We start from the raw sequence: 22682 nt of genomic DNA, 5'->3' as shown, positions 1-22682 counted from the left end.
GCGAGCACGCTCGCGCCTACAGATTTAGATCCTGCACAGTTGCCGAAGCAGGTCGGTGTCCAGGTGGTTCTCCACCAGGTCCGCCAAACGCTCGATATCGCGCTCGCGCAGGGCGTGATAGTCCACCGCTTGCACATCCTGCAACCCGGCCCAGCGCAATAAGGCACTGCACGCCGCCGGGGACTCGAACAGCCCGTGCAGGTAGGTGCCCAGTATTTGCCCGTCAGCACTCTGCGCACCGTCACAGCGGCCATCGTCCAAGTGCACGGCCGCCCGCTCAAGCGCCGCGCCTGTGGTCACGCCAGCGTGGATTTCATAGCCACTGACTTCGGCGTTTTCGAGGCTTAAATGCCCCCGCACATTGCGCAACTGCTTCTCGGCTTCCAATTGAGTGCTGAACGCCAGCAGACCCAAACCGTCACTGGAACCCGGCGCTCCTTCAAGCCCCAGCGGGTCATGGACCTGTTCGCCCAGCATTTGCAAACCGCCACAAATACCCAGCACTTTGCCACCGTAACGCAGGTGACGGCTGATGGCCGTGTCCCAGCCGTTGGCGCGCAAGTAGGCCAGGTCGCTGCGCACACTTTTGGAGCCCGGCAAAATAATCAGGTCAGACGGCGGAATGGGCTGGCCCGGCCCTACGAACTGCAAGGCCACCTGCGGGTGCAGGCGCAACGGGTCGAAGTCGGTATGGTTGCTGATGCGCGGCAGCACCGGCACCACCACGCTGAGCACCTGGTCGGCCTTCTCGGTCTGCCGTTGATCAAGGCCGTCCTCGGCTTCAAGGTGCAAGTCCATCACATAAGGCAGAACGCCGATCACCGGCTTGCCGGTGCGTTTTTCCAGCCAGTCGAGCCCCGGTTGCAGCAAGGCAATGTCACCGCGAAAACGGTTGATGATAAAGCCCTTGACCCGCGCTTGCTCTGTCTCGGAGAGCAATTCCAGGGTGCCCACCAAATGCGCGAAGACACCGCCGCGATTGATGTCGGCAATCAGCACCACCGGGCAATCCACCGCTTCGGCAAAGCCCATGTTGGCAATATCCCCGGCGCGCAGGTTGATCTCGGCGGGCGAGCCCGCCCCTTCGACCACCACCACCGGGTACGCGGCACTCAAACGTTGATGCGACGCCAGCACGGCCTGCAGGGCGATGGCCTTGTAATCGTGGTACGCCACCGCGTTCATGGTGGTGACCGCCCGCCCATGAATGATTACCTGCGCGCCCGTATCGCTGTTGGGTTTAAGCAACACCGGGTTCATGTCGGTATGAGGCTGTAGCCCGGCCGCCTGGGCCTGCACGGCCTGGGCACGACCAATCTCGCCGCCTTGCGCCGTCACCGCACTGTTAAGCGCCATGTTCTGCGGTTTGAAGGGCACCACCGACACGCCTTCGCGAAGCAGCCAGCGGCACAGCGCCGTCACCAGCGTGCTCTTACCGGCATCGGACGTGGTGCCCTGCACCATCAATGTGCTCATGAAATTTCCTGGGTAAAGGCCAGCAACGCGCTTTCAAGCCGCTGCCAGTCGGCTTCGTCGGCGGGCAAGCCGAACCGCACGCTGCTGTTGTGGGTAAACAGGCGCAGCAGAATCGCGCGCTGCGCCATAAATTCGTAAAGCCGCTCGGCCTGGGGCGTGATGAGCCATTGGAACAACGCGCAACCGCCCTGAGGGGCCAAGCCATGCTGATGCAGCAAGCGCTCCAGCCGTGCGCTGGCCAGGTCACTGCGCTCACGCTGGCGGGCGTGAGCGTGTGTGTCGAGCAGGCACGCCTGGCCCACCACCCGGGTCGGCCCGCTGACCGCCCAGGGTCCGACTTGTTCGGCCAGCAACCTGAGCAGCTTGGGCTCAGACAGTACAAAACCCAGACGCACGCCCGCCAGGCCAAAAAATTTACCGAAGGAGCGCAGCACAATCAGCCCGGTACGCTGGCTTTGGGCGGCCAGGCTCTGCTCAGGGGTGTTGTCCATAAAGGCTTCGTCCACCACCAGCCAGCCTCCGCGCTGTGCCAGTCGAGCATGCCACTCCAGCAGGCGCTCGGGTGTCAGCTTCAAACCCGTGGGATTATTGGGGTTGACCACCACCAGCACATCCAGCGAGTCGAGATAGAAATCGATTTCCTGATCGAGCATTTCACGCACGATATGGCCACTGCGCCGCCATGCCTCGGCGTGCTCGGCGTAACACGGCGACAGCACGCCTACCTTGCCCTGACGCCGTAAACGCGGGAGCAACTGGATCGCACACTGCGAGCCAGGCACCGCCAGCACACTCGGAGCCCCGTAATAGCCGCTGGCTGCCTGCTCCAGGCCGTCATCGGCCTCGGGCAAGCGCGCCCAGGCCCGCTCGGGCACCGCAGCAATTGCAAAGGGCCAGGGCGCAAGGCCCGTGGACAAGTCCAGCCACTGCGCTTGGGCAATACCGTAATGCGCAGCCGCCTGACGCAAGCGTCCGCCGTGTTCAAGCATAAAACTCACCCCCCACGCACAGGATCAATAACCACAGCCACACACCACGCCGCACCAACTCCCAACCCCGATCAATTGAGTCGGCATCGGCCGGCACGCCTTCGCCCAATGTCGGACGCTCATGCAATTGGCCGTGGTAAATCGCCGCGCCCCCCAACTCCACACCCAGCGCACCGGCACCAGCGGCCATGACCGGCCCCGCATTAGGGCTGTCCCATTGCGGGGCCTGCTGACGCCAGCAGCGCATGGCAAGCCGGGTTTTACCCAGTACGGCGTAGGTCAACGCGACCAGGCGGGCAGGAATATAGTTAAGTACATCGTCGATGCGGGCGGCGGCCCAGCCAAAGCGCTCGAAACGCTCATTGCGATAGCCCCACATGGCATCCAGGGTATTGCTCAAACGATAGAGCACCACCCCCGGTGCGCCCGCCACTGCAAACCAGAACAGCGCCGCAAACACCGCGTCACTGCCGTTTTCCAGCACAGATTCCGTGGCCGCACGCGCCACTTCGGTGGCGTCCAGCTCGCTGGTCTGGCGGCTCACCAAATACCCGACTCGGGTACGGGCCTCATCCAGGTCATTGGCGCGCAAGGCTTGCGCAACTGGCTGCACGTGTTCGCCCAGGCTGCGCATGCCCAGCGCGCAATACAGCGCCAGAATGTCCACCCACCAGCCAATATAAGGCAACCACGACAGGGCCGTGGCCAGAAGGGTCAGCGGGATGACGGCCAACACCCAGGCCGTGACCCCGTGGCTGCGCCAGCCGCGGCCGCCGGAATTGAAACGTTGCTCGATACGATCAGCCATACGGCCGAACGCAACCAGCGGATGCCAGCGCTTGGGCTCACCGAACAGCGCATCAAGCGCCACCCCGGCGACGCACAGCAAGGCCACACTCATGGACGCACTCCCCAATAATTTTCGTAAACCAATTCATTCAGCGGACGCGCCTGAGCCCACCCTTCGAGCACCAGCATCGGTGCCGGATAAAACGCATCGACCGGGCCCAGGCACAGCACCGCCAAAGGTTTGGCCCCGGCAGGCAACCCCAGCAGATCCGCCAGCGCCTGCGGCTCGAACAATGACACCCAACCCATACCCAGCCCCTCGACGCGGGCGGCCAGCCACAGGTTCTGGATGGCACACGACAACGAGGCCATGTCCATTTCCGGCAAGGTGCGGCGACCAAAGATATGCTTTTCGCGGTCGTCCATCAGCGCCGCCACCAGCACTTCGGCGCAGTCGTTGATGCCTTCGACTTTGAGGGTCATGAATTGATCGGAACGCTCGCCCAACGCATCGGCGGTGCGCACCCGCTCTTCTTCCACCAGCCCTTGAATCTGCCCGCGCAAGGCCCGGTCGGTAATGCGAATAAACCGCCACGGCTGCATCAACCCCACACTGGGAGCCTGATGCGCGGCTTCAAGCAGGCGCGACAGCAATTCAGGGGCCACCGTGCCACCACTGAAATGGCGCATGTCGCGGCGCTCGGCAATGGCCCGGTAAACTGCCGCCCTATCTTCAGGGCTGAACGCGTTGTGGTTCATGGCACCTTCACAGCACACGGTGCGAACAATGCCGCAATGGCCTGGGGGTTGGACGGAAAGTAAAAGTGCACATAAGACGCGGTCATCCGCCCGTCGCGGTACACCGCTTCGGCACCGCGCCCGCCATTAGGGCTCACACCCCGCGCAATCGGCTGAAGTTCAGTGCGGGTCAGCGAATGATGGTAGGTGTGACCGCGCAGCAACCCCTCAGGCAGGTCTACGGCCTGCAATGCCAGTGCAGCCAGGCGCTTTTGCATAGTCGCTTCACCTGCCAGCAACCCCACCAGCTCGGCACGCTGACCGTCCACATCGGTCAAGGTATCAAGCAGGTACAACATGCCGCCGCACTCGGCCAGCAGCGGCTTGCCTGCCGCGTGATGCGCACGGATCGAAGCCAGCATCGAGTTATTGCGTGACAACTCAAGGTGATGCAGTTCCGGGTAGCCGCCCGGTAAGTACAGACTGTCGGCCTCGGGCATCTGCGCATCGCGAATCGGCGAAAAGAACCGCAGCTCGGCCCCCATATCACGCAACAGAGCCAGGCTCGCGCCGTAGGTGAACGCGAAGGCTTCATCGCGGGCCACGGCAATGCGTACCCCCGCCAGCAAGGGCTCAACCTCGACCGGCTCAGGGGCCGCAAACGCTACGGCTGGCGGCAACGCGACTTCACAGGTGCTGGCCAGGGCTTGTGCGGCCGCATCCAGGCGCACATCCAGGTCGTTAAGCTCGCTGGCTTGCACCAGCCCCAGGTGCCGGCTCGGCAATTCGATACCCGTCTCGCGGGAGAGCGCGCCGTACCAGCGCAAGCCTTCGGTCAGGCTACCTTCGAGCAATTGCGCGTGCCGCACCGTGCCAACCCGGTTGGCCAGCACGCCGGCAAAGGGCAGATCGGGCTGATAGCGCGCCAGCCCCAGGGCCAGTGCGCCAAAGGTTTGCGCCATGGCGGTGCCGTCAATCACACCCAGCACCGGCACACCGAAGTGGCGGGCCAAATCGGCGCTGGATGGCGTGCCATCAAACAGCCCCATCACACCTTCGATCAGGATCAGGTCCGCTTCGCCGGCCGCTTCCCACAGCAGACGACGGCTTTCATCCGCGCCCACCATCCACAAATCTACTTGATACACGGGCGCACCACTGGCGCGCTCCAGGATCATGGGGTCCAGAAAATCCGGACCGCATTTAAACACCCGCACCTTGCGGCCCTGATTGCGGTGCAATCGGGCCAGGGCAGCGGTGACGGTGGTCTTGCCCTGACCGGAGGCCGGTGCGGCGATCAATACCGCCGGGCAATGACGCGACTCTCTCATGCTTGAACACTCACAATTCGATGCCTATCTGGGCTTTGATCCCGGCCTGGAAGGCATGCTTGACCACGCCCATTTCCGTCACGGTATCGGCCAGGTCAATCAGTTCAGGTTTGGCTCCGCGCCCGGTAACGAGCACATGCTGCATGGCAGGACGAGCCTGCAGGTCGGTGAGCACTTGCTCAAGGTCGAGGTAGCCGTGCTTGAGCGCGATATTCAGCTCATCCAGCACCACCAGCCCGATAGAAGGGTCACGCAGCATCTCACGGGACACCTGCCATGCCGCTTCAGCCGCGGCGATATCACGCTGGCGGTCCTGGGTTTCCCAGGTAAAGCCCTCGCCCATCACATGAAAGCGGACCTGCTCGGGAAAACGGCGGAAGAACAGCTCTTCGCCCGTGCTGTTACGCCCTTTGATAAATTGCACCACGCCGCATTGCATGCCGTGGCCCATTGCGCGGGCCAGCATGCCAAACGCCGAACTGCTTTTACCTTTGCCATTGCCGGTCAACACCAACAACAGCCCGCACTCATTGGGGGCACTGGCAATGCGTTCGTCCATGATGGCTTTTTTGCGCAGCATGCGCGCCTGGTGACGTTCGTCGCGTTCGGGGGATTCATTCATGGCAGCTCTCCGTTGGGGCTGAATAAAGCAAACGGGGGGCGGGGGACATTCAAGGCAGTCACACCGCATCGCCCGCCGCGAGGGTGCTGGCTGGTTCAGGCCGGTCTCCGGGCTCATAAGCGGCACCGACCTAAAAGGGCAGCACCTGACGCGTACCTTCCCATGTCATGGACACAGTGGCATTCAGCGCGACGTTGACTTATTTACCGTTGCGGGGGCAGCGCCGGGATCGTAGCGGTCGTGTCTTCAACACGCCCTCACCGGCTTCCCTGTTTCACTCTGCCAACAATACGTTACAGAGCACCTGAAACAAGCCGCGAAGGTTAGAGGGTTGGGGATGGAGCGTCAATTAAAGCCCGTCGAGGAGGATGCATCAAAAAACCATGAGTGCCCGCAATGTGCCTACAAGGAAAACTCATTTTACGAGTCGCAATAGGCATGAATACTCTTGGGTAATGAATAAAAACAGGCTATCCCATGCACCTGATCAAGCCCAACCTCAGCCGCATGCCACCGACTGCCCACAGTAGCAAGGGCAGCGTTATTTATACCGATGACAACAAAAGAATACTCGACGCCAGTTCCGGCGCAATCGCTTGCTCGCTGGGCTACGGTCACGAGTACGTCATAGGCAAAATGCTGGAACAAGCGCACCGAATGAGCGCGGCCTATCGCACACAGTTTGTGAACATCCCGGCGGAGCAGTTGGCAGAAAGACTGTGCAGCAAACTCAGTTATTCCGGTGCTTTTTTTGTCAATAGCGGGTCTGAAGCTGTAGAGGCCGCATGCCGCGTCGCGATTCAATATTGGGACGAGAAGGGGCTACCCAAGAAAAAACACATCCTGAGCAGAACCATCAGTTATCACGGCTCCACCAAGGCAACCCTGTCACTCTCCGGTCACTGGCCCAGGCGCAGAGGCATTAGTAACCCAGCAGAACGCCCTACTGTCCCTACGCCTTACTGCTATCGCTGCCCTTACGGGAGAACCCCTAAAACGTGCCAACTCGCCTGCGCCAATGCTTTGGAAACTGAACTGAGTAACGTAGGAAGCGACGATATTGCCGCGCTGTTGATTGAACCCATAACGGGTGCTTCGGGTGCAGCGATTGTTCCACCCGCTGGTTATCTCGAAAAAATCAGAGACATATGCACTCGACACAACATCCTGCTCATCGCAGATGAAGTACTCACAGCAATAGGCAGAACCGGCAAATGGCTGGCGAGTGAGCACGGACACATCAAGGCGGACATCTGTATTTTAGGAAAAGGCTTGAATGCAGGCTACTTCCCAATATCCGGCATCCTCGTTTGCGAACCTATTAAAGAAGCGATCGAACTGGGTTCAGGAATATTTTCCTATGGCCACACTCACTCCAATCACCCCGTGGGTGCCGCAGTGGCAAACGCCGTGCTGGATATGATTGAGGCCGAAGAGTTAGTGGCATTATCCGCAGAACGTGGATCGACTATCGAGTCACATTTGCGCCGCTGTATGGCGACCTCTTCCTTGATCGGTGATATACGCGGTAAGGGAATGTTCTGGGGCATAGAAATAGTTAAAGACAACGTAGAGAAAAACACATTTTCGAAAAACTTATCTGTCGCCGACAAGCTCATCGAACATGCGATCTCTAAAGGACTGAACCTCTACCCGGCCAGCGGGTTTGCTTCTCACGCACACGGTGACGCCCTGATTTTCGCCCCACCCCTTAATACGCCTCCCATCATTTTCAATGAGATGCTCTCACTGTTAAGCGATGTCCTGTATAGCGCTCCCGAGTTCCTGAGAAAGGAGTCAGTGTATGCCTGACACTATCGGAAAAATCGGGCTTATTGTGCATACGGTTAAACCTGCCGACTTGGCCACTTACTGGAAAAATGATATTCCTGTTCTAGCAACACCCATACTGCTCTGGCTCGCAGAACTGGCCTCAATGAAAGCCGTAGAGGGATTGTTTAACGCCTCTAAAATGACCGTCGGCATTGCTCATAACAGCCAACACCTGGCACCTACACCGGTCGGATTCACCGTTAAAATCCGCGCCACCGTAAAAAGCGCAACAGCCAAACGCATCCTCTTTGATGTCGAAGCCACTGACGGGTTAGAGATCATTTTATCAGGGACGCACACCAGAGCCATCGTTGATCGAGAAATATTCGCGCAGCACACATGCAGTAAAGAGGCTCGAAAACCGGCATGAAACAGAATCATGCAAGCCTGACAAAAAACGTACTTATCTTGCTACTGGTGGCCGGAGCGTCTTTATTGGGAATCGCTCCCGTAATCGTCAAGGCGTTGCCCTTTGACGCCGAAGTATCTGCTTTTTATCGGGTGTTTCTAGCAATACCATGCATGGTATTAATGTGCGTTTTAAATAGGGACAATTTAGCACTACACCCCAAAGACAAGTGCTTCGTCTGGCTGATCCTGCTGGCCGTTTTATTCTTTTCTGCTGACTTGACTGTTATGCATTTTGCCATCCGGCGTACCGATGTGGCGATTGCAACACTGCTAACCAATTGCGCGCCCTTCTTCGTTGTTCTCATGGGAATGGCGGGTATTATCGAAAAACCTAAATCATGGGAAATAGGTTGCCTGCTACTGGCAATGGGCGGAATGTATGTTCTTTGCGCAATGGACAAAACCGTCAGCCGCGACTACTGGGGAGAGGTATTGGCGCTACTGGCCGCTTTTTTTTATGCGGCGTATATCGTTACCATAAAAAAGGTCCGAGCCTACAATTGTCCAGCATCCGTCATAATGCTCTACATCACCCTGGGATGCAGCTTGGTGCTACTTCCTGCGTTCATTTTCTCGGGTACTCCGTTACCATTGAGCTTGAGCACATGGACCTTACTTTTGGCATTAGTTCTGTGCGGACAGGTGTTCGGCCAGTTGTTGGTCACCCTCTCTATGAAGGGGTTGTCGGCATCGTTCAGCTCAATAGTGTTGCTATTGCAACCCATTATTGCCGCAGCACTCTCATGGGCTCTACTGGGTGAAACCTTGACACTTACTGAACTCACAGGGATGGCTATCGTATTATCAGCAATACTTGTAAGTTCTTTAAGAATCAAAAACTAGCCACGCAAAATGAAATAGCACCAATAAAAACGGTTAAATCTTACACGCAAGAAAGAATATCCTTACAGACAAGAGTAACTACACGAATTAAAACTGCGCCTATCCCCCCTTCAACATAAACAATAACCATGAAACTCACCAATATCGACATCGACCTATTGAGAGCGCTAGTTTTTGTCAGCAATGCTAAAGGCTTTACCAAAGCGGCGGAAAAACTTTTCCGCACCCAGTCGGCCATCAGTCTACAAATCAAAAAACTTGAGAACATCACCAATACCAAATTACTCGAACGAGGCAAGGAGATCCGGCTAACACCAGCAGGTCTAAAAGTTTATGAGTACGCACTAAAAATACTCACACTTAATGACGACCTAATCAATACACTCAGTTTTGACAGCGTGCTATACGAGTACAAAATTGGCCTACCTGAATACCCTAACTCCACACTGCTAAAAACCATAATCAAAAGTACATTACACTCGAAAAAACCGTGCGTTTTTTCAAGCCACTCATCAACCCATTCTTGTAATTTAATTGAGCAACATTTGTTGGATATAGCCTTTATTCTTCAAACAGAACTAACCGATGGCGTTAAATTAGCGGCTTCGCCGCTAAGCTGGGTAGCTGCCAGCGGATCAGATATTTATCAAAAAAACTGCCTTGCGCTCGTGCTCCCACCTGAAGGCAGCTTTGTCCGCTTGCTTGCGCAAAAAACGCTCAACGATCACGCTCGACCATCCATCGTTGTTTGCTCAGCAGCAGAATTCGTAACACTCAACACCTTTATTAGTGCAAATATAGGTATCGGCGTAATGCCTTCCCATGCAATCCCTAACGGCTGCTGCATTGTCACCGATGAACACCTGCCCCGCTTGCCTGACACCCACTTATTTATAAAACTTCCGACGCACGCCAATGCGTATACCAAACAGCTCGCCAGCAAAATATTGGAAGCCTGCGACAAGCAAACAGTTTTTATGTAACGGCGTTATTTTTTAGCATCTGATTAAAAATATTGATCCGTTGTATGTCATTTGTCCCACCCGCGATTTTCATACCCGCTGCATCACGGACATACTTCCCTATCATCGGATCCGAATAACCCAGATGACCGTAGATCTGCATTAGGCTATCGGCCGACACCACCAATCTTTCAGCCGCCTGATATTTAGTTGAGGAACAAACCAAGGAAGCTTCAGGGCTTTTCCCCTCCAGAAGCCTCAGCGACTCATAAGTCAGACTTCTGCAGATCACCGAAGACATTTTCATTTCCGTCAATCGCCCCTGAACATATTGATACGAACCGATCATATGGCCAAATGCGTGCCGAGAAAGAACTCGCTCCATCGCGGATCGAGTCATGCACTCGACAAGACCGGCCGCGATGACGCCATACAAAGCCCGTTCAAATGAAATGATCTCATATAAAATTTTTAACCCATCACCAGGAGCCCCCATAATATTTCCTTCCACGATACTGAAGTTTTCAATTTCTATATCCGCCGTGGGGCTCGTTCGTAATCCTAAGTTATGCTCCGTCGGCCCAATGCAAACACCCGGCACATCCAGATCAATAAAGAACAACGTAATATCTTTTTTAAATCCTAAAGCAGGCATTCGCCCAGCCAGCATACCCATTGTTGCAATAGGGGCATTGGTGATATGTTTTTTATGGCCATCCAATCTGTAACCGTCTGCCGATCTGATTGCAACCATTTGCATTTTCGACAAATCAGAACCCCCTGAAGACTCCGTCATTGCTGTCACTGCAATTTCCCCCTTCATCAACCGAGGTACCCAGCGCTGTATTTGCTCCGGGTTGCCATAATCACAAAGGAGACGTAACGAACCGATATGACCAAGGCTTGTGATCAAAAAACCCAAGTCCTCGCACTCTCTTGCCACCTCTTCCAAACATTCCACGCACTCAACCCACGTTCCCCCCAAGCCGCCATACCGGCGATCCACAGGAATTTTCCAGATGCCCAGTTCGGCCATCGCTTGCCAACTGACCTGATCTAATACCCCCTCACAGTCATTGAACAATGCGCGCTCTGAAACGGACCGCCCCACCGCTCTGAAAACAGACTTATCAATCACCCCGCCACGGCCTGAATGAAACATCGCCGACCTTCCTAATTATGGGCCTGGAAAGGTTATGGACTTCAAACACAGGTTCTGCCAAACGAGTTTTGATAATCCACGAATAACAAAAGCCAATACGCGCTGACATGGCTTTGCCAGCTGGATTGGCTGAGGGCGATAAAAGTCAGACTCTGCGAGGGGTTTTATAGTTGCTGATGATGTCGACAGCCAGGTAAGGCTGGGTCGGGGAGGTAAGCCTTTAGCTCTAATCGACGCTCACCTGAAGGGCGGTGAGCGTCGCTTTTGACTTTTAAGGAATGCGCGCCAGGTGTTGCTCAGTGGGCAATACGCGCTTGGCGTTCAAATAGGCTTTTTGCCAATAAGCTTTGCCCAGGCTGTCCAGTTTGACCGTACCACCCGTGGCCGGTGCGTGGACAAAACGGCCCTCACCGACATAGATGCCCGCATGGCTGACTTGAGAGCCGCCATTGGTGGCGAAGAACAGCAAATCACCCGTTTGTAGCTTGTCCTGACCGACTGTCTGCGCCGGCATCACGATCATCTCGCGGGTCGTGCGCGGCAGCGAGATGCCTGCCATATCGTGGTAGACGTACTTGATCAGGCCGCTGCAGTCAAAACCCGAATCCGGTGTATTGCCGCCCCAACGGTAAGGCGTACCCACCAAACCCAAGGCACGGAACAGCACATCCGACGCAACCGGCGACGCTTCATCGGGCGTGGAGAACACGGCTTTTTGAACGACCACAGGGGCTGGCGGGGTGCGATTGGCGCAGGCACTCAGTAGAGCGGCCAAGGACAGGAGAGCTACGCGGGCTAGGGTCGACATAAACAGAATGTTCCTGATTCTGGATACGGCTTCTTAGCCGCGAAACCCAAAGCCGCGACAGGGGTTAGCTTCGCGGCTTCAGGAATTTAACAATGCGACTAAATTCTAGCCCTTAGGAGCTAAACTTCAAGTAAGACTTTAACTTTACTGTCGAGCAATAACGCTGCTGGGGGCCATGGCGAGTGCGCGTTTGGCTTCCATGAAGGTTTTGTTCCAGTAGCTATCACCCAGGCTGTCGATACGCACACCACCGCTGCGGCGGCTGCTGGAGTGAATAAACTGGTCATCGCCCAGGTAAATACCGGCATGGCTGACTCGGCCGCGGCCGTTGGTGCTGAAGAACAGCAAGTCACCGGGTTTGAGGTTATTTCGTGCGACCAACGGTGCTTTTACGTTGATCATTTCACGCGTTGAGCGCGGTAATTGCAGCCCGGCCTCTTCGCGGAACAGGTAACCGATAAAACCGCTGCAATCGAAGCCTGCTTCCGAGGTGCCGCCAAAACGGTAACGGGTACCGATCAAGGACATACCGCGCTCAAGAATGCTGTCAGCCAGTGCTGGCAGTTCATAAGGCTTGCTGTTTGCGGAAAATTGCGCCAGTTCTTTTTCAGTCGCCAGTTCTTCTTGGTAAAGAGCAGAAGTTTGGGACGACGATGAACGTTGAACCTGTTGTTCGACCACTTGCTGGGACACTGGCGTGTGTGCAGCGCAGCCAAATAACAGGGTGACGAGTGCGAGAGGCACGAGGGGTGCGAAGCGCTTTAGCATGGGCACGACCGTGGCTTGTAGGAAAAGTAGACGCGACTATGCCATCTATGATCCTCATTTGCAAAATCAATCGATACCAATGTGACTCAGACGTTTCCACGGGACATCTAAGGGTTTATACCCCTGACGATAAGATTTGTGCACGCGACCACGCTGAAGCGCAGGCTTTCTGACGCCTGTGCCTTGTCACTCAACGGAGTAGAGGGTGGCTTTACCAGCCGAGGGTTTCTTTCAAGAACGGGATGGTCAGCTTGCGTTGCGCCTGCAGTGATGCCTGATCAAGACGCTCCAGCAATTCGAACAGCGCACTCATGCTGCGCGTACCGCGGGTGAGAATGAAATGCCCCACTTCGTCGGTGAGGTGCAAGCCACGACGCGAAGCGCGAAGCTGCAAGGCCCGTAATTTGTCTTCATCAGAGAGCGGGCGCATCTGAAAAATCAGCGCCAGGGTCAGGCGAGACTTAAGGTCTGCCAACTTGATCGGTAATTCACGGGGGGATGCCGAGGCGGCAATCAGCAAACGACGCCCGCTGTCGCGCAAGCGGTTGAACAGGTGAAACAGCGCCTCTTCCCAGTCAGCCCGGCCAGCAACCACCTGAAGGTCATCCAGGCACACCAGTTCGTACTGCTCAAGGTTATCGAGGATTTCAATGCCCCGATCCAGCAACTCGGCCAGCGGCAAATACACCGCGGGCTCACCCATTTGCTCAAACCGCAAACACGCCGCCTGCAACAAATGCGTGCGACCTACTCCGTGCTTGCCCCACAGGTAGATCAGGCTTTCGGTCCACCCGGCGTCGGCTTCGCACAGACGCTCAACATAGCCGAGTGCAGCGGCATTAGCGCCTGGGTAGTAGTTAATAAAGGTAGCGTCATCACGCAGACGCACACCTAGGGGCAGCTGAATCGGTTTCATGCTGACTGAACAGTTCAAATGAACCGTTAGTGGCCTCTGTATAAAGTGTTCAAAGTCTATACCCGTGTTGCCGGGCGCACAATGTAACAGACCATGAGAAAAATCAAAGGTTTGCGTTATCCCTTTGAGTTTTATCAGATTTAAGAAATACCCGCCCCTGCTCCCTGAACGGCCCTGCCACTGATCCGGACTGTCATTTCTATCAGTATTTGATGACCTGCCCCTCTGCGTAAACTCAGTGGATCCCCTGATCACTCTGACACAGTTGAGGTCGCCATGAACAAGCAGTTGGATGTATGGGCTGAGATGAAAGGTGCCAACATCATTTCGGATCGAGACGCACTGCCAGGGGAGGTCATCTGTGCATACGCTATCGATAATGACAATGGCCGTGTTTTGAGCCGGGTTGACTATGCCCCCACCACAGCCGAGCAAAGCCAATACACTTGGCCGAAGTTCTTCTCTGACACCCTCAACCAAACCTCAGCCATCATCCGCGCCGGTGAAAAAGAGGGTGAGCGTTTCAAAACCCATTACAGCGGTTACCTCAATGCACTGTGGTATGCCAGTTTTCTGAATGTACGGGTATTCACCACCGCCTGCCATTTGAAGAACTGGCTAAATTCAGGCCTGATTGAATCCTCGGGCAACCTGCTGCCGGGCGCGTCAATAACCCTACAGGTGATGGACCCCTCCAGCGCAAAGGTTATAGAGACTTTGACTTTTAACCCCACGCCCGTCGAATCCTCGCGGTACAACTGGCCCTACTTTCTGAGTCGCTACATCAATGCCAATAGCCCCTTGTTGCGCGCAGGTGAAAAAAACCAGGAAACCCGCCAGATCACACCTCAATACAGCGGATACCGGAATGTGCTCTGGCTGCCCGCCCTGTCGGGGTTGACGGTCACGTTGCAGCACATACTGCCTGAGCACATTAAACACAGTGCCGAAACGGTGCACGCTCAGTTGATTGCTAAGCACAGCGCCATACCGCCCGAGCATGCGGACATCGAACAATGGGTTCTAGCTTGCCAAAATGGTCGTTTCAACGACATCGACTACCCGCCTGAAGGCAAACAGGACATCGACCCGGCACCACTCTATTTACACATTGATAGAGTCAAGGCCATGGCCGATTACATTGCCCGATACCAAGACGCTACGCCCGAACGCTTTAGCCTATGCGCAGTAGATGCCCTGAATTTTTATGGCCAGCAAGATTACGACCCTATCAACTGGTGGGACCGGCATATTGGCCTCGGTAAAAAAGCATCGATTGCCGCACTTTTACTGTCGACCCTGATGCGCAATGACAGCCTGAAGGTATTCTTTGATTACATCAAAAAAACCACCCACGCAGACGCCCCTGAAACAGGTGCCAACCTGGCCGACTATTGCTATATACAGTTGATCTGGAGCCTTGCTGACTGGAAGACCCAAGGGTCCACATTTGCCCTGCAAAGCACCTACGCTGCTTACCAGATGCTGTCGACCTTGTGCTTCCCGGTGGAGCGCCATGGCAAGGAGAACGGAGAAGGCATCAGCCTCGACAATTCCTATAGCCAGCACAACCCAGGTGACGGGCAATATTCGCAACTCTATGCCAGCGCCTACGGCACTGAATTACTGGGCCGCATATTCGAAAGCCTTTCAGTGTCCAGCGGAATCTTTTCACTCTCATCACCGGCGCTACGTTCGCTGGAGCAGTTCATCATTGAGGGCATGGGCTGGATGGGCTACGCCTATACCTTTGATATGCACACACGCGGCCGATCCATCAGTGAAGGGCTGAAAAACATCTCATCCCTTGCAAGCTGGGCCAAACAACTGTTGAAGAGTGGACCGCTTTACCCGGATGCCTTAGCAGAACTGATAAAACGCGCCAACGGCGATGAAGCACAAAACTCGTTTTACATCGGTAACCGCGCCTTCTGGGTCAATGACTATATGACTCACTTCACTTCTGAATTCGGGCTCTTTGCCAAGTGCATTTCCAACAGGACAGTGGGGTGCGAAAGTGGCAACGGTGGAAACTTGAAGGGCTACTATGTCGGCAACGGCTCCTGCTTCATCTATCGACATGGCAATGAGTATCGCGACATACAACCCGTGTGGGACTGGCAAAAACTCCCTGGAACCACCGTCGAGCAGAACCCGGACTTTAAGTTTCCGCTGATCAACTGGGGCGTCGGCGCTTGGGGCAGCCACGCTTATGCCGGCGGGGCCAGTGATGGACGCTGCGGCATTAACAGCATGACGCTGACAAAAGGCAATATCAGCCATGCGCAAAAAAGCATCATCGCCTTACCCGAACGCGCTGTATTCATCGGTTCGAATATTGATACCGCAGCCGCCTCAGCCCCCGTTACAACTCAAGTCAATCAGTGCCTGCTAAATGGAACGGTCACGGTCAAGTTACGCGATGGAACCTCGCACACCGCCACCTTGCCTTACACACTCAGCTCATCATCGATTGCTCAAATAGAGCATGACGGTCTTTATTACAGATTCTTTGACATTGAACCCGTCACTTTGCAAATCACTGAGCAAACTGGCCGCTGGAGAGACATTAATACCTTTGGCAGCACGGACCTTATAAAAGCCCCCGTGTTTTCAGTGTGGATCACACACCCTTGCACTCAAGAAGCCCGCTATCACTATGAAATAGGGCCACTGTCCAGCCTCAGCGATGCGCACTACGTCATCATCAATCGCTATGGCCATGCCGCGGTCACCCAAACCCCGCCCCGAGCGATCGGCGCCGTCTTTAACGGTGAAGTGCCGCTGACCGTTTCACTCACCAGCACACTGTCCGTCACCCCGCTGGACACCGTGTCGTTTATTTGTGAAAAGAAAGGTGCCCATCTCGTCATAACCTGCGCGGACCCCACTCAAGCCCTTGCCGAAGCCAGGTTCATTGTGGCGTCCAGCGCCAGTAAAGAGGGTTCATCCCCTTTGCTGGCGACAATCACGATCACCTTACCCACGGGAGACGACGCCGGTAAAAGTGTCACGCACCTTCAATCACTGGCATAACCTCGCTGCCTCCCGCCAAGGCCCCTCGTCAGCCATGACCAGGGGCTACAGTTGCGGGTCTTCTTCGCGCTTGTAAACTTGCGATTCTTTATACAAATCGTGCACATGGCGCACCAGCACCATGATCACGGCCGCCACCGGCAACGCCAGCAATACGCCGGTAAAGCCAAACAGCTCACCGCCGGCCAGGATCGCAAAGATGACCGCAACCGGGTGCAGGCCGATCCGGTCCCCCACCAGCAGCGGTGTGAGCACCATACCTTCCAACGCCTGCCCGACCATAAACACCGCCACGATGCCCAGCATCGGGTACAAGTCACCACTGAACTGGAATAGCCCTGCGATCAGTGCTGCGCCAATCCCCACGACAAAACCCATATAAGGCACGATGGCCGCCAGCCCCGCCATCAAGCCAATCAACAGCCCCAGTTCCAGACCCAACAGCATCAGACCAGCCGAGTAGATCACTCCCAGCGCCAGCATCACCAACAGTTGCCCGCGAACAAACGCACCGAGCACGTCGTGACACTCCTTGACCAACGACACAATCTGCGGTTCACGATCACGGGGCAGTAAACCGCGAAGCTTGGCCAGCAAGACATCCCAGTCACGCAGCAGGTAGAACGCCACCACCGGAATCAGCACCAGGTTGGCCAGAAAGCCAATCAGCGCCAAGCTCGAAGCCGTGGCCTGGGACAGCACCACACCGACGATATCGGTGGTCTGACCCATGTGCGCGGTGATCGCGGCCTTGATCTTGTCGAACTTCCAGAAACCGTCACTCAAGCCTAACTTGGCCTGCGCCCAGGGCATGGCGGTGTGCTGCAACCAGTCCAGAATCAACGGCGCGAGTTCATAGAGCTTCATCAATTGCTTGGCCAGCAGCGGCACCAGCACCAGTATCAGGGCCACCACAATCACGGTGAATAACGCAAACACCGTGACCGTGCCCCAGGTTCTGGACAGGCCGAAACGTTCCAAACGCCCAACGACAGGGTCGAACATATAGGCCAACAAGATCGCGACCAGAAACGGCGTGAGGATCGGACGCAACACATAAATAAAGAGGCCCAGCGCCAGGGCTACCCCCCACCACACCCATCGCCGTGAGTCCGTCATAGTCAGCCATCCTTTATAGAGAGAAGAAGCAACCTACCAGCTAAACCGCAACTGCACGCCGGGTGATGCACTCGCCTGCCCATCGACCTGTGCAACGGGCACCGAATCGGCAGGCACTTCATGCAACTGGGCCAGCCCCAACTGAGAACGCAGTTGCTCGGCGCTACCGTTCACCTGGTAGACAATTCGATCACCACTGACGCTTTTAAGCTGGCCGCCAAACGGATCCAGCAAATGCCCCAACTGCGCATAACGTTCCAGCGTCATGCCCTGCACTTCGAGCAACTGGTCTGAGGATACGCCGGGCTTGACCGCATAACGCGGGGCCAGGCGCTCACTGACCGCGAGCATCACCGCATCGGCCAAGGCAGCTTGATCTGCCGCCTGTACACGGCCTTGCTCTTGCTGATCGCCTTGCCACAAACGCCATTGCGCTTGCCATTGACCGTCACCTTCGCGGGCGTGGACCGCCAGCAGCCCATCCGCACCGTAACGTTCAGAAGCCTCCTTCAAAGGTGCCGGGTCTGCACCCTCAAGGTTTTCGGCAGTGCCCACCAGTTGCTCACCCAGGTCCGCCAACGGCAAACGCAACGGCAAGCCGCGATGCTGAGCAGCCCTTCGCAAGGGTTCAGCCGCCGACTGACCATCACCCACCAGGCTTGAGCCCTCAACCGAATCGCTCAACCACCAGCCCAGCAGCGCTGGCCGGTTACTGCCCCACAACGATAGCCCAGCCTGACGCAAAGCCCGGTCGGTGCTCACCGCATCGAAGTCGACACGCAAAGCCTCAGGGGGGCCGGCGTCATAACCGTATTGGCTGATTATTTGCTGCGGGTCTTTGCGAATGGCTTCCAATGCCGGGCTCTGAATCGCCTTGGCATCACCGGTAAGGCGCAGCACCAGCGTCTCCAAGGCTTTTTGCGTGGCCTGAGAACGCTCTTCTGGCGATTGGCTGGTAACGGGTTCTCGGACTTGATAAAGGTCGGTCAACACCTGGGCATGACTGGCAAGACTGAACAATGACAAACAGCCCACTGCAACACATTGATAGAAACGCATGAAGAATTCCCGGTGACAAAAGGCAGTATTAAAAGGCCATACAAGAACACTCGATAAAGCTTCTGACAGGGCCGTGGCCAAATCATTCAGACCTTCTGCGAAGTTTTCATACAGTCATAAAAAATCAAAAGTGAAGCGCTATACCTTATACAGACCCGCGCGTAGCAGCCAGCACGACTAAAAAAGGTTTTTTTCACTCGATATAACCCTGCCCGTCGGCCCGAGGATGGCCGCTGCCCCTCAAGCCTGATAAAATCGCGCGCCTTCGCAGACCGGCAACAGCCGGGCCTCCTGAAAAGGCTCTGATTGCATCGATGAGCACTTCTTAACGAGCCCCCTGAGATCGGTCGATACCCCCGAATCCCCCCTAAAGGCCTGGATTATGAGCAAGCAACCATCCCTGAGCTACAAAGACGCCGGTGTAGACATCGACGCCGGTGAAGCATTGGTCGAACGCATCAAGAGCGTGGCCAAGCGCACTGCACGCCCGGAAGTGATGGGCGGCCTCGGCGGTTTTGGCGCCCTCTGCGAAATTCCGGCCGGCTACAAACAGCCTGTGCTGGTTTCCGGCACTGACGGCGTGGGTACCAAACTGCGTTTGGCACTGAACCTGAACAAACACGACAGCATCGGCATCGACCTGGTGGCCATGTGCGTTAACGACCTGATCGTGTGCGGCGCAGAACCGCTGTTCTTCCTTGACTACTACGCCACCGGCAAGCTCAACGTTGAAACCGCCACCCAGGTGGTCACCGGTATCGGCGCTGGCTGCGAACTGTCGGGCTGCTCGCTGGTAGGCGGCGAAACCGCTGAAATGCCGGGCATGTACGAAGGCGAAGACTACGACCTGGCCGGTTTCTGCGTCGGCGTTGTCGAAAAATCTGAAATCATCGACGGTTCCAAAGTGGCTGCCGGTGACGCCCTGCTCGCGCTGCCGTCTTCGGGCCCGCACTCCAACGGTTACTCGCTGATCCGTAAAATCATCGAAGTGTCCGGTGCCGACATCGAAAACATCCAGCTCGACGGCCAACCACTGACCGATCTGCTGATGGCCCCGACCCGCATCTACGTCAAGCCGCTGCTCAAGCTGATCAAGGACACCGGCGTCGTCAAAGCCATGGCCCACATCACCGGGGGTGGCCTGCTGGACAACATCCCGCGCGTGCTGCCCAAAGGCGCACAAGCCGTGGTTGACGTGGCCAGCTGGCAGCGCCCGGCCGTCTTCGACTGGCTGCAGGAAAAAGGCAACGTCGCTGAAACCGAAATGCACCGCGTGCTGAACTGCGGCGTTGGCATGGTGATCTGTGTGGCCCAGGCCGACGTTGAAACCGCACTGAACGTGCTGCGTGAAGCCGGCGAGCAACCGTGGGTGATCGGCCAGATCGCAACAGCCGCCGAAGGTGCTGCGCAAGTTGAGCTGCAAAACCTCAAGGCGCACTAATGCCCGATACCTGTGATGTAGTGGTACTGCTGTCTGGTACAGGCAGCAACTTGCAGGCCTTGATCGACAGCGATGACGTCCAGGCAAGCCCGGCCAGAATCCGCGCGGTGATTTCCAACCGCGCCGATGCCTACGGCCTGCAACGCGCCAAAGACGCGGGTATCGACACCCGCGTACTGGATCACACCGCCTTCGAGGGCCGCACGGCCTTCGATGCGGCACTGATCGACGTGATCGACACCTTCAAGCCGCAATTGGTGGTTCTCGCCGGGTTCATGCGTATCCTCAGCGCCGATTTCGTGCGTCACTATCAAGGCCGCCTGCTCAACATCCACCCCTCGCTTCTGCCTAAATACAAAGGTTTGCACACGCATCAGCGGGCGCTGGAAGCCGGCGATCACGAGCACGGCTGTAGCGTGCACTTCGTCACCGAGGAACTTGATGGCGGGCCTCTGGTCGTACAAGCCATGTTATCGGTAGCGCGTGACGACACGGCCTCCACTCTGGCACAACGGGTTCACGCTCAAGAACACCAGATTTACCCGCTTGCAGTGCGCTGGTTTGCCGAAGGTCGCTTGTCACTTGACGAACGTGGCGCATTATTAGACGGTCAATTACTTGCGGCCAGCGGCCACTTGATACGAACCTAGGAGACATTATGCGTCGTGCCCTGCTCCTCGCCCTCAGCCTGCTGGCCATTCCAGCAGTGCAAGCGGCCGATCTTCAGCCTTTCAACGCCAGCTACACCGCAGACTGGAAGCAGTTGCCGATGAGCGGCTCTGCCGAACGCAGCCTGACCCGAGACGCCAACGGCACCTGGACCCTGAACTTCAAGGCTTCGATGCTGGTGGCCAGCCTGAACGAAGAAAGCACCCTCAAGGTTGAAAAGGACGCGCTGATCCCGCTGACTTACCACTTTGAACGGGGTGGTCTGGGCAAAAAGAAAAGTATCGATCTGGACTTCGACTGGTCGGCCAAAATGGTCACCGGTACCGACCAGGGTGACCCGGTCAAACTCCCGCTGCTGAGCGGCATGCTCGACAAGTCCACCTACCAACTCGCGTTGCAACGTGATGTGGCGGCGGGCAAAAAGAGCATGAGCTATCAGGTGGTGGACGATGACAAGATCGACACCTACGACTTCCGCGTCATCGGCCCGGAGAACGTAGAGACCAAGGCTGGCAAGATCGACGCCATCAAGGTTGAACGTGTACGCGACCCGACACAGAACAAGCGCATCACACAAATGTGGTTCGCCAAGGACTGGAGTTCATTGCTGGTCAAACTGCGCCAGGTCGAAAAAGACGGCAAGGAATACAACATCGTGTTGCTGGATGGCACGGTGAGTGGCAAAACTGTTAAAGGCAGTTGATTCAGCGGCAAGCCTTAAGCAGCAAGCTCCAAGAAAACCTCGCTTCGGCGAGGTTTTTTTGGCTCGTGTGAATGCCCTGTTGTCACTGTCTTCACACCTCAGCAGCGACTGCTGGAGCCTGCTTTCATGAAACTTTTGTCATAAAACTATTGGAAGAAACCGTAAACACCACGCCGTTACAGGGCTGCAGCGTTTCAGGCTTTTTCACAAACATGACACCACGCCGACAGGGTATTTACTTAGGAAGCTAACAGATTCTATAAAGAAGGCCTGCGACGTCTTGCCGCAGGCCCATCAGAATTTGGAGCAAGCAGATGACTATCAAAGTAACTGAACGCGACGATTCACGTATGTTCCACCAGCTCGTTGCCCATGGGGTGCACCTCTGGGATGTTCATCAACAAGACGTGTTGGTGGGCATGTTCCACCGCGAAAGTGACGCGCAGGACTACAAAGCCGAGTTGGAAAAGCTGGAAGCGCAAAATCGCCAGGCCTGAACCCTGAGACCACCCTCTTGAAAACACAAACCCCGCCGAAGCGGGGTTTGTTTATGTCATTTGGATCAAAAGATCGCGAGCAATCGAGCGTCGACGGGCTGCTCCTACGCATGGCACGGGGCAGAGTTTGTAGGAACGAGCTTGCTCGTGATCTTTTGATCTGGTTTTTGATCCAAGGGCCCCCTTAAACCACGCTGGCCGAACGCAGGTTTTGCGCAGTGGGTAACCCGGCAGGACGCCGGGTTAGCCGCGACACGGCCAGGGAGGGCCGATCGCGGCGGGCCCACGGAGCAATGCCTGTGTGAGGGCATGCCGAGCCCCAGCGAGGCACCGAGTGGTAGGGGCATGAGCGTTTGGCCACTTTGCGCTTTTGTACAGACCGGACACATGGTTGACACATGTGCGGGGACATAGTGGACACATTATGAACCGTAATCTGGCTTGTTCACGTCGATAGTTCGCAAAAAGTGATGGCAGAAGTAGACGTCAAACAGTTGATCGCTTTCTGGG

21 protein-coding genes and 1 riboswitch are annotated in these 22682 nt (G+C 56.2%); of the genes, 9 read left to right on the top strand and 12 right to left on the bottom strand.

Translation table 11 applies throughout. The annotated features are described in order from the left end of the window. Positions 1–24: 24 nt before the first annotated feature. Genes Q1W15_RS16115 through cobO form a run of 6 tightly spaced genes read right to left on the bottom strand, consistent with a single transcriptional unit; the run spans position 25 to position 5945 of the window. Positions 25–1476, bottom strand: a complete 1452-nt coding sequence (locus Q1W15_RS16115; RefSeq protein ID WP_300730185.1) for a cobyric acid synthase — start codon at positions 1474–1476, stop codon at positions 25–27. Further along, positions 1473–2465, bottom strand: coding sequence for a threonine-phosphate decarboxylase CobD (gene cobD, locus Q1W15_RS16110; RefSeq protein ID WP_300730184.1), 993 nt, complete (start codon positions 2463–2465; stop codon positions 1473–1475). The genes Q1W15_RS16115 and cobD overlap by 4 nt, the downstream gene beginning before the upstream one ends. Next, positions 2458–3366, bottom strand: coding sequence for an adenosylcobinamide-phosphate synthase CbiB (gene cbiB, locus Q1W15_RS16105; RefSeq protein WP_300730183.1), 909 nt, complete (start codon positions 3364–3366; stop codon positions 2458–2460). The genes cobD and cbiB overlap by 8 nt, the downstream gene beginning before the upstream one ends. Continuing rightward, a complete protein-coding gene (gene bluB, locus Q1W15_RS16100; protein WP_300730182.1) occupies positions 3363–4013 on the bottom strand; it encodes a 5,6-dimethylbenzimidazole synthase in 651 nt (216 codons plus the stop codon). The genes cbiB and bluB overlap by 4 nt, the downstream gene beginning before the upstream one ends. Next, positions 4010–5323 carry a cobyrinate a,c-diamide synthase gene (locus Q1W15_RS16095; protein ID WP_300730181.1) on the bottom strand — a complete coding sequence of 438 codons (1314 nt, stop codon included), beginning with the start codon at positions 5321–5323 and terminating at the stop codon, positions 4010–4012. The genes bluB and Q1W15_RS16095 overlap by 4 nt, the downstream gene beginning before the upstream one ends. Before the next feature lie 10 nt (positions 5324–5333). Next, entirely contained in the window at positions 5334–5945 is a 612-nt protein-coding gene (gene cobO / locus Q1W15_RS16090) for a cob(I)yrinic acid a,c-diamide adenosyltransferase (RefSeq protein ID WP_300730180.1), read from the bottom strand. Positions 5946–6025: 80 nt separating this feature from the next. Beyond that, positions 6026–6268, bottom strand: a riboswitch (cobalamin riboswitch). A gap of 154 nt (positions 6269–6422) precedes the next feature. Here cobO and Q1W15_RS16085 point away from each other — a divergent pair. From Q1W15_RS16085 to Q1W15_RS16070, 4 genes are all read left to right on the top strand, one after another. After that, the gene (locus tag Q1W15_RS16085) at positions 6423–7757 is read left to right on the top strand and encodes an aminotransferase class III-fold pyridoxal phosphate-dependent enzyme (RefSeq protein WP_300730179.1); all 1335 of its coding nucleotides are present in this window, start codon (positions 6423–6425) and stop codon (positions 7755–7757) included. Next, complete coding sequence (locus Q1W15_RS16080; protein ID WP_300730178.1) at positions 7750–8148, top strand: hypothetical protein; 399 nt, start codon at positions 7750–7752, stop codon at positions 8146–8148. The genes Q1W15_RS16085 and Q1W15_RS16080 overlap by 8 nt, the downstream gene beginning before the upstream one ends. Continuing rightward, a complete protein-coding gene (locus Q1W15_RS16075) occupies positions 8145–9032 on the top strand; it encodes a DMT family transporter (RefSeq protein ID WP_300730177.1) in 888 nt (295 codons plus the stop codon). The genes Q1W15_RS16080 and Q1W15_RS16075 overlap by 4 nt, the downstream gene beginning before the upstream one ends. 128 nt (positions 9033–9160) lie before the next feature. Next, positions 9161–10015 (top strand): LysR family transcriptional regulator, encoded by an 855-nt coding sequence (locus Q1W15_RS16070; protein ID WP_300730176.1) that lies wholly within the window; start codon positions 9161–9163, stop codon positions 10013–10015. Here Q1W15_RS16070 and Q1W15_RS16065 read toward each other — a convergent pair. From Q1W15_RS16065 to hda, 4 genes are all read right to left on the bottom strand, one after another. Next, the gene (locus Q1W15_RS16065) at positions 10008–11156 is read right to left on the bottom strand and encodes an acyl-CoA dehydrogenase family protein (protein WP_300730175.1); all 1149 of its coding nucleotides are present in this window, start codon (positions 11154–11156) and stop codon (positions 10008–10010) included. The genes Q1W15_RS16070 and Q1W15_RS16065 overlap by 8 nt on opposite strands. A gap of 271 nt (positions 11157–11427) precedes the next feature. After that, positions 11428–11964: a C40 family peptidase gene (locus Q1W15_RS16060; protein WP_300730174.1), complete on the bottom strand. Its 537-nt coding sequence runs from the start codon at positions 11962–11964 to the stop codon at positions 11428–11430. 144 nt (positions 11965–12108) lie between these two features. Then, positions 12109–12732 carry an NlpC/P60 family protein gene (locus Q1W15_RS16055; RefSeq protein ID WP_300730173.1) on the bottom strand — a complete coding sequence of 208 codons (624 nt, stop codon included), beginning with the start codon at positions 12730–12732 and terminating at the stop codon, positions 12109–12111. 211 nt (positions 12733–12943) lie between these two features. Beyond that, entirely contained in the window at positions 12944–13648 is a 705-nt protein-coding gene (gene hda, locus Q1W15_RS16050; RefSeq protein ID WP_300730172.1) for a DnaA regulatory inactivator Hda, read from the bottom strand. Between the two features lie 276 nt (positions 13649–13924). Between hda and Q1W15_RS16045 the strand changes: the two genes are divergently transcribed. Next, positions 13925–16684 carry a polysaccharide lyase family 8 super-sandwich domain-containing protein gene (locus tag Q1W15_RS16045; protein WP_300730171.1) on the top strand — a complete coding sequence of 920 codons (2760 nt, stop codon included), beginning with the start codon at positions 13925–13927 and terminating at the stop codon, positions 16682–16684. 45 nt (positions 16685–16729) lie between these two features. Here the strand turns inward: Q1W15_RS16045 and Q1W15_RS16040 are convergent, their stop codons facing one another. Both Q1W15_RS16040 and Q1W15_RS16035 read right to left on the bottom strand, forming a co-directional pair. After that, entirely contained in the window at positions 16730–17803 is a 1074-nt protein-coding gene (locus tag Q1W15_RS16040) for an AI-2E family transporter (protein WP_300730170.1), read from the bottom strand. A gap of 33 nt (positions 17804–17836) precedes the next feature. After that, positions 17837–18862: a DUF2066 domain-containing protein gene (locus tag Q1W15_RS16035; protein ID WP_300730169.1), complete on the bottom strand. Its 1026-nt coding sequence runs from the start codon at positions 18860–18862 to the stop codon at positions 17837–17839. 382 nt (positions 18863–19244) lie between these two features. Here Q1W15_RS16035 and purM point away from each other — a divergent pair, with 382 nt between their 5' ends. From purM to Q1W15_RS16015, 4 genes are all read left to right on the top strand, one after another. Then, on the top strand, positions 19245–20303 hold the full coding sequence (gene purM, locus Q1W15_RS16030) for a phosphoribosylformylglycinamidine cyclo-ligase (protein ID WP_300730168.1): 1059 nt from the start codon (positions 19245–19247) through the stop codon (positions 20301–20303). Next, the gene (gene purN, locus Q1W15_RS16025) at positions 20303–20953 is read left to right on the top strand and encodes a phosphoribosylglycinamide formyltransferase (protein WP_300730167.1); all 651 of its coding nucleotides are present in this window, start codon (positions 20303–20305) and stop codon (positions 20951–20953) included. The genes purM and purN overlap by 1 nt, the downstream gene beginning before the upstream one ends. Before the next feature lie 8 nt (positions 20954–20961). Then, the gene (locus tag Q1W15_RS16020; RefSeq protein WP_300730166.1) at positions 20962–21675 is read left to right on the top strand and encodes a DUF3108 domain-containing protein; all 714 of its coding nucleotides are present in this window, start codon (positions 20962–20964) and stop codon (positions 21673–21675) included. 314 nt (positions 21676–21989) lie between these two features. Further along, positions 21990–22172, top strand: a complete 183-nt coding sequence (locus Q1W15_RS16015) for a hypothetical protein (protein ID WP_300730165.1) — start codon at positions 21990–21992, stop codon at positions 22170–22172. Positions 22173–22682 lie beyond the last annotated feature (510 nt).

The sequence above is a fragment of the Pseudomonas sp. genome (assembly GCF_030150285.1).
GTDB lineage: Bacteria > Pseudomonadota > Gammaproteobacteria > Pseudomonadales > Pseudomonadaceae > Aquipseudomonas.
This window is presented reverse-complemented; position numbering and strand designations above follow the sequence as displayed.